Origin of the sequence: Rhodococcus sp. NPDC057297 (genome assembly GCF_042667435.1) — a bacterium.
In the GTDB taxonomy this organism is placed as follows: domain Bacteria; phylum Actinomycetota; class Actinomycetes; order Mycobacteriales; family Mycobacteriaceae; genus Rhodococcoides.
In genome coordinates this window covers 740648-748256 of record NZ_JBHUZE010000002.1, presented here as the reverse complement: position 1 = coordinate 748256, position 7609 = coordinate 740648, and the positions used below count along the sequence as shown (strand labels likewise).

General features: G+C 65.6%; 1 protein-coding gene (only partly in view). It reads right to left on the bottom strand.

The window, feature by feature from the left end; all coding sequences use genetic code 11:
* Positions 1-83: 83 nt before the first annotated feature.
* Positions 84-7609: the final stretch of a non-ribosomal peptide synthase/polyketide synthase gene (locus ACFULT_RS09365; RefSeq protein WP_378481295.1), read on the bottom strand. 22606 nt of this gene lie beyond the right edge of the window; the window shows 7526 of its 30132 coding nt (coding positions 22607-30132); its start codon lies off the right edge, out of view; the stop codon is at positions 84-86.

Genomic DNA, 7609 nt, shown 5'->3' with positions numbered 1-7609 from the left:
TATCCCTACTCCCACGACAGCAGCCGACGTCCCCCTCTCCCGCCGAGGAATTCCTCGGCGAGGACGTCAGCTGTCGTCGTGGGTCAGCTGTCGACCACGTCCTCGGCCGCGGAGATCATCGTCGCTACCGCTTGCGCGTACCCCTGAGCACCGAGCGCAGGGAGGATTCCAGGCACCAACTGCGACAGTGCAACGGTGACCAACGCCTCGGGCTTGAGGGTGGCACCCATAGCCTTGGACACCGACGCGAGCTTGTCCGACAACTCCTCGAACGAGATCTCACGCCCCTCGTGCGTCAGAACCGTCGCCGCGGGGCTCGCCGACGCAGCCTCCGACACCAGCGACGGAAGGTCGTCCACTGTCCGCGGGGCCCGTTTCGGTGTCAGCGCCGCACGCTCCGACTCCGTCAGGATGTCGATCGATCGAAGCGTCACGGACGGATCCTGGGTGACCGTGTCGAGGATGCGCCTGAACCTGTCCGCGATCTTCTCGACGGTCGATCTCGTGAAGATCGAGGTCGCGTAGTTCAGGAGCGCCCGAATGTCGGTGAGCGCACCGAACTCGTCGAACTGCTCGATTGCGGTCAACTGCAGGTCGAACTTGGCCTGATCCTCGTCTGCAGCCAGGGTCGACACCTCGAGCCCTGGCAGCTCGAACGTGCCGCTGACAGCGTTCTGGAACGTCAGCATCACCTGGAACAGCGGGGAATACGCACTGGATCGCGTTCTACCCATCTGCTCGACGAGCCGCTCGAACGGCACGTCGGCGTTGCCGAAGGCCGCCAGGTCGCGGTCACGCGTGTCCGCCAACAACTCGGAGAACGTCGACCCGCCCTGCACGGACGAACGCAACACCAAGGTGTTGACGAACATGCCGACCAGATCGTCGAGGGCTTCCTCGCCTCGGCCCGCCGTCGGCGTTCCGACAGCGATGTCGTCGGTACCGCTGAGCCTGGACAGCAGCACAGCCAATGCACTGTGGACAACCATGAAGACGGTCGCGTTGTGCTCGCGAGCTGTCTTCTCGATACGTCCTGCGATATCGGCACCGAGGGTGAACTCGTACGCCTCACCGATCGTCGACTGCCGTGCCGGTCGCGGATGATCGGTCGGCAAGGGCAACAGGTCCGGAAGCCCCGCCAACTCACGAGTCCAGAACGCGAGCTGGCCGCCGAGTGCACTGTCCGGGTCGTCCTCACTACCGAGCACCTCGCGCTGCCACAGGCTGAAGTCCGCGTACTGCACCGGCAACGGTGCCCACTGCGGAGCATCCCCCGCGGCACGAGAGGTGTACGCCAGCATCACGTCGCGGATGAGCGGGCGCATCGAGAACCCGTCTGCCGTGATGTGATGCGCAACGAGCGCGAACACGTGATCGGTGTCGGACAGGGCGAACAGAGCCGCACGAACCGGCACCTCGCTCGTCACGTCGAAGCCTTCACCGAGGATCGCGCCGACGCGGCCGAAGACGTCGCTCTCCGTGACGGGGATCGGCGTCAGATCCGGCAGAGCGTCCGACACCGAACCGATCAGCTGGATCGGTCCGTCCTCACTGTCCGGGTACCGCGTCCGGAGCACTTCGTGACGTTCGATCACATCGGCCATGGCGGCTGCGAACGCTGCCGTGTTCAGCGCACCGGTGAACCGTACGGCTGCCGGGATGTTGTACGCAGCCGACGAGGTGTCCACCTGATTGATGGTCCACATGCGTTGCTGCGCAAGCGACAGCGGAACCGCGTCCGGCCGGGTGCGCGGAGCGAGCGGAACCCGCGCCCCGCCACCGACGAGTGGCTGAACCCGTGCGGCGAGCGCCTCCACCGACGACGCTTCGAAGATCGTCCGCACCGGAATGCGGGTATCGAGGGCTGCGCCCAGTCTGGACACCACCTGCGTCGCGATCAGGGAGTTTCCGCCCAGTGCGAAGAAGTCGTCGTCCAACCCGACACGACCGAGACCGAGCACGTCGGACAGCGTTCGTGCGACGACTTCCTCGATGGGATTGGTCGGGGCCCTGAACTCCCCGACGGTCGTCTCCGGCTCCGGCAGTGCTGCGCGATCGAGCTTGCCGTTGGCGTTCAGCGGCAACGCATCCAGCATCACGTACACCGACGGAACCATGTACGACGGGAGGGTTCGGGTCAGCTCCATCCGAATCGTCTCGGCATCTGTGCCGTCTTCGCCCCCGGCGAGGTTCGGCACGACGTACGCCACCAGCTGGTCACCGGTGCGTCCGTCGTTGTAGACGGTCACGGCGGTGTCGCGAACGGAATCCATTCCGCGCAAGGCAGATTCGATTTCACCGAGTTCGATGCGGTATCCGCGAACCTTGACCTGGAAGTCCGCACGCTCGATGTACTCCAGCTCACCCGAGCGCGTCCACCGCACGATGTCGCCCGTTCGGTACATACGTTCCGAGCTCGCATACGGATTCGCGACGAATCGATCGGCTGTCAGATCGACCCGACCGTGGTAGCCACGCGCCAGCTGAGATCCCGCCAGGTAGAGCTCACCGCTGACGCCGACGGGCACGGGCTGCAGACGCGCATCGAGAACGTGAACCCGACTGTTCCACTCCGGTTTTCCGATCGGAACCGTCGTGGTGTCACCGTCGACGACGCGGTGCGAGGTGATCGACACCGCCGCCTCGGTGGGCCCGTACAGGTTGTACAGCTCCGCGGAACTCGCCTTCTTCAGCGCCGAAGCGGTAGCCGCGGGCAGTGCTTCACCGATCGCCAGGACTCGCCGCAGCGTCGGTGGCAGTGCACCGTCGGACACCGTGGTCAGCATCGACAACATCGACGGCACCACGTGCAGTGTCGTCACCTCGTGGTCACGAAGCAGACCCAGCAGGTAGTCCGGATCACGGTGACCGTCGGCCGAGGCGATCACCACGGATGCACCGACGGTGAGAGCGGACCAGAACTCCCACACCGAGAGATCGAACGTCGCGACGGTTTTGAGCAGCACCGAATCCGACGAGTTCATCCCGAATTCCGCGTGCTTCCACACCAACTGGTTGACGATGGCGCCGTGCGAAACCGCGACGCCCTTCGGCTTACCGGTCGACCCGGAGGTGAAGATCACGTACGCCGTGTTGTCAGCGCGAAGCGCGCGGTTGTCACTGCGAAGCGCGCGCGCGTCCGTCGTCCGACCTGCATCCGCGTCCTTCTCGAGATCCGCCAGATCGACGGAGCCGTCGATGTCTACGTTCTCGCGTGCCGTGGTGATCACGCAGACCGGTGCCGCCACGGACAGGATGTACTCGGTCCGTTCGATCGGCTGATCTGGATCGAGAGGAACGTACGCACCCCCGGCCTTGACGATCGCGTACATCGCGACCACGAGATCGGTGGACCGTCGAATGGCTAGTCCTACCAGGCTTTCGGGTCCGACGCCGCGCTCGACGAGCGACCGCGCGACGCGCTCGACGCGAGCGTCGAACTCGGCGTAGGTGATCGAGACACCGTCGAACACGATCGCGGTCGCGTCCGGGGTGCGCCGTACCTGCTCGTCGTACAGATCGACGAGAGTTCGGTCCGCCCCGATGTCCCGAGCGGTGTCGTTCCATGTCGACACCAGCTCGACGCGTTCGCCGGGCGAGGTGATGTCGATGTCTCCGACCGGAACGTCCGGCCGCGCCACGACCTCGTCCAGGACGCGAACGAAGCGTGCGACGACGGCGTCGACCGTCTCTGGCTCGAAGAGATCGGTCGCGTAGGTCATCAGCGCCTCGAAGCCCGCAGGCGCACCCGAGTCGTCGTACTTGTCCGCCAGGATCAGGTGCAGATCGAACTGCGAGTTACCCGAGTCCGCGTCCACCGCCGACACCGTCAGATCACCGAGCTCGAGGGCCGTCTGCGCCACGTTCTGGAACGAGAAACCGACCTGGAACAGCGGGTGCCGTGCCGTCGACCGCGTGGGGTTGAGGACCTCCACGAGGCGTTCGAACGGAACATCCGCGTTGGCGAACGCCCGTAGATCCGTCTCGCGTGCCTGCGCCAGCAGGTCCACGAAGTCCCGGCCGCCGTCCACATCGAGTCGGAACACCAGAGTGTTGACGAACATGCCGACGAGATTGTCCAGCGCCGCTTCCCCGCGTCCTGCGATAGGTGTGCCGACGGCGATGTCGGTCATGCCCGACAAACGCGCGAGGAGTACCGAGAACGCCGCGTGCACGGCCATGAACACGGTCGCATTGTGTGCGCGAGCGAGCTCCTGCAACGCGGCGTGCGTGCCGGCCGGAACCGTGAATTCGACGCGGCCGCCCCGGAAACTCTGGTCCGCAGGACGCGGCTTGTCGATCGGCAGGGTCAGCTGGTCCGGCAGGTCTGCGAGTGCAGTCTTCCAGTAGTCCAACTGTTGCGCGCCGACCGACGTCGGATCGTCTTCTCGACCGAGAACCTCGCGTTGCCACAGTGCGTAATCGGCGTACTGGACCGGCAGTGGGGTCCACTGCGGTTCGGTGCCCGTAGTCCTCGCCGCGTACGCGGTCATCAGGTCGGTCGTCATCGGAACCATCGACGAACCGTCGGCGGAGATGTGGTGAACGACCATCGCCACGACGTACTCGTCGGCACCGACTCGGAACAGGGTGACGCGTACCGGAACCTCGGTCGTGACGTCGAATCGGGTGGCGGCCAGCGCCATCACCTTCTCCGTCACCGACGCCGGATCGGCATCCTCGATGTGCAACGAGATACCGGCACGCTCGGACGAGAGCACCCGCTGTACGGCACCACCGTCCGTTTCCGGGTAGACCGTCCGGAGCGTCTCGTGGCGTGCCACGAGGTCACCGATGGCCGCAGAGAACGCGTCCTCGTCGAGGCGGCCCGACAGGCGAAGTGCCATCGGGATGTTGTACGCCGTCGACGCACTGTCGAAGCGGTTGAGGAACCACATACGCTGCTGCGCCAAGGACAACGGCACGTTCGCCGGCCGTTCGCGGGCGACCAGTTCGGTGCGCCCACCTCCGACGGCGGACTCGACGCGTGCAGCCAGGTCGCCGACAGACGAGGCTTCGAACAACAGCCGCACCGGAACCGTCGCGTCCAAGGCACTACCGAGCCGAGACACCACCTGCGTTGCGATCAGGGAGTTTCCGCCGAGCGAGAAGAAGTCGTCGTCGATACCCACGCGCGCGACACCGAGCACGTCCGCGAACACTCCCGCGACGATTTCCTCGATCGGTGTCGACGGCGCGCGGAACGCCGTGGCCACCACCGCGGGCTCCGGCAGAGCACGCCGATCGAGCTTGCCGTTGACGGTCAACGGGATTTCGTCCATCTGCACGAAGGCGGAGGGAACCATGTACTCGGGAACGGACGTCGCCGTTCCCGCTCGCACCGCGTCGAGGTCCCCAGAGCCCACCACGTAGGCAACGAGACGCACCGCGCCCGGAGAGTCCTCACGCACCACGACCGCAGCCGCAGTCACCCCGTTCTGAGCAGACACCGCGGCCTCGATCTCACCGAGCTCGATGCGGAATCCACGCACCTTGACCTGATCGTCCGCACGGCCGAGGTACACCAGCTCGCCGCTGCCGTCCTCACGCTGCGTCCACCGCGCAACGTCGCCTGTGCGGTAGAGCCGCCCCTCGCCGAACGGATTGGCCACGAACCGCACCGACGACAGCTCCGCACGTCCGAGGTAGCCACGAGCCAGCTGCCCACCGGAGACGTACAGCTCGCCCGCCACTCCCACGGGCACCGGGTTCAACCGAGTGTCGAGCACATAGACACCCAAGCCCGTGATGGGTGCACCGATCACCGACGCCGAGCCGATCGACTCCGCAGTCAACGGGCGGTACGACACGTGGACCGTCGTCTCGGTGATGCCGTACATGTTCACCAGTCGCGGCCCCGCAGTGCTGCCGTCGCCGTGGCGATCGAACCATCCAGCGAGACGACGAGGCTCGAGAGCCTCACCACCGAAGATCACGTACCGAAGAGACAGCTCACCTGCGTCCGCAGCCTGCACCCGATCGAGTTCGGCAAGTTGGTAGAACGCCGACGGCGTCTGATTCAACACCGTGACACGTTCCGCGGCGAGAAGCTCGCGGAACGCCTCCGGTGACCGCGAGGTGAAGTAGTCCACCATCACCAACGTGCCGCCGAAAGCCAACGGACCCCACAGCTCCCACACCGAGAAGTCGAACGCGTAGGAGTGGAACATCGTCCACACGTCGTCCGGCCCGAAACCGTACGACGCGTCCGTGTTGTCGAGAAGTCGGACGACCGTACGGTGCGGAATCAGCACACCCTTGGGACGACCGGTCGAACCCGATGTGTAGATGACGTACGCCAAGTGCTCGGGGCGCAGCGGAGCGCGTCGATCGGCGTCGGACACCGCACCCGCACTGTCGCCGCGGTCATGGGTGTGCCCCTCGCCTTCGAGTCGCGTCAAGTCCACCACCGGCAGGGAACCGGCGCGCACATGCGCCATCGACTCGCCCTCCAGCACGGCCGAATCGGTGAGGACCGCAACCGGAGTCGCATCGTCGACCATGAACGCGATCCGCTCGGACGGGTACGACGGGTCGATCGGCAGGTAGCCTGCGCCGGCCTTCAGCACGGCCAACAATCCCACGATCAGCTCGACCGACCGCGGGAGCGCCACCGCAACGAGCGCGTCCGGACGTGCTCCGGCCTCGATCAGTGCTCGCGCGACACGATCGGCCCGGCCGTCGAGTTCCGCGTACGTCACCGACTCGTCGCCGAAACGGACGGCAACACCACCCGGATTAGCGGACGCAGCTGCCTCGAACCGATCGATCAGCGTCGCCTCGCTCACGGACACGTCCGAACCCGACGAACTCCACTGAGTGAGAACACGATCACGCGTCAGCGAATCGACGATCTCGATGTCACCGACCGCCCGAGACGAATCGGTCACGACACCACCGAGAACCGCGAGGAACTGCTCCCCCATCGACACGACCGTCGACTCGTCGAACAGATCGGTCGAGTACGAGACGTAACAGGTGTAACCGCCGCCGGTCACCTCCTCGAAGGTGAACTGCAGATCGAATTTCGCGATCTCCGCATCGAACTGCAACGCCTCCGCGGACAGCTTCGGCAGTTCCAGGGCCGTACGACCGAGGTTCTGGAATGCGAGCACCACCTGCACGAGCGGATGACGAGCCTGCGACCGCTGCGGGTCGAGGATCTCCACCAGTCGCTCGAACGGAACGTCGGCGTTTCCGAACGCCTGCAGATCGACTTCACGTACCTGCGCCAACACCTCGTCGAACGCAACTGCAGGCGACACCTCGGTGCGCAGAACCAGCGTGTTCACGAACATGCCGATCAGGTCGTCCAAGCGCGCATCACCACGTCCCGCGACAGGCGTACCGATCGCCACGTCCTCGGACGCGGACAACCGCGCCATCAGCACGGCCAACGCAGCATGCACCACCATGAACACGGTCGAATCGTGCGCCCGCGCAAGCTCTTCGAGACTGCGATGCAGAGTCGGCGAGACGGAGAACTGCGCGGTTCGCCCGCGGTAACTCGCCACGTCGGGTCGAGCGTGGTCGAACGGTAGGTCGATCTGATCCGGCAACCCGGACAGCTGCGACGTCCAGTAGTCGATCTGCGCCGACACGAGCGACG